The sequence below is a fragment of the Pantoea sp. UBA5923 genome (assembly GCF_002431095.1).
Taxonomy (GTDB): Bacteria; Pseudomonadota; Gammaproteobacteria; order Enterobacterales; family Enterobacteriaceae; genus Pantoea; species Pantoea piersonii.
The window spans coordinates 4,296-4,853 of the sequence record NZ_DJDN01000011.1; the positions used below are offsets into that span (position 1 = coordinate 4,296).

A 558-nucleotide genomic window follows, 5' to 3' on the forward strand; every position below is an offset into this window, starting at 1 on the left:
ATGGGCGACCGCGGCATCCCGAAAACCTGGCGCCATATGAATGGCTACTCCAGCCACACCTACATGTGGGTGAATGCCGAGGGCGAGAAATTCTGGGTGAAATACCATTTTCACACCGACCAGGGCATTGAGTTTTTGACGCAGGAAGAGGCCGATACGCTCGCCGGAAAAGATATCGACCACCACACGCGCGACCTCTTCTTCTCCATTAAGGAAGGCAATTTCCCGAGCTGGACGCTCTACATGCAGATCATGCCGTTCGCCGAAGCGGAAACCTATCGCTATAACCCGTTCGATCTGACCAAAGTGTGGCCACACGCCGACTATCCGCTGATTAAAGTGGGCAAGCTGGTGCTGAACCGCAACCCGACCGATAACCACGCGCAGATCGAACAGGCGGCCTTCGAGCCTAATAACCTGGTGCCCGGTATTGGCCTCAGCCCCGATAAGATGCTGCTGGGACGCGTCTTCTCCTACGCCGACGCGCACCGCCACCGCCTTGGCGTCAACTATAAGCAGATCCCGGTTAACGCGCCGCAGTCGCCGGTCAACAGCTAC

The 558-nt window shown here is 57.3% G+C and carries 1 protein-coding gene; it reads left to right on the top strand.

Annotated elements, in window-relative coordinates:
• A partial coding sequence (locus B3797_RS02455) for a catalase (RefSeq protein ID WP_311790281.1) occupies positions 1–558 on the top strand: 558 nt, incomplete at both ends.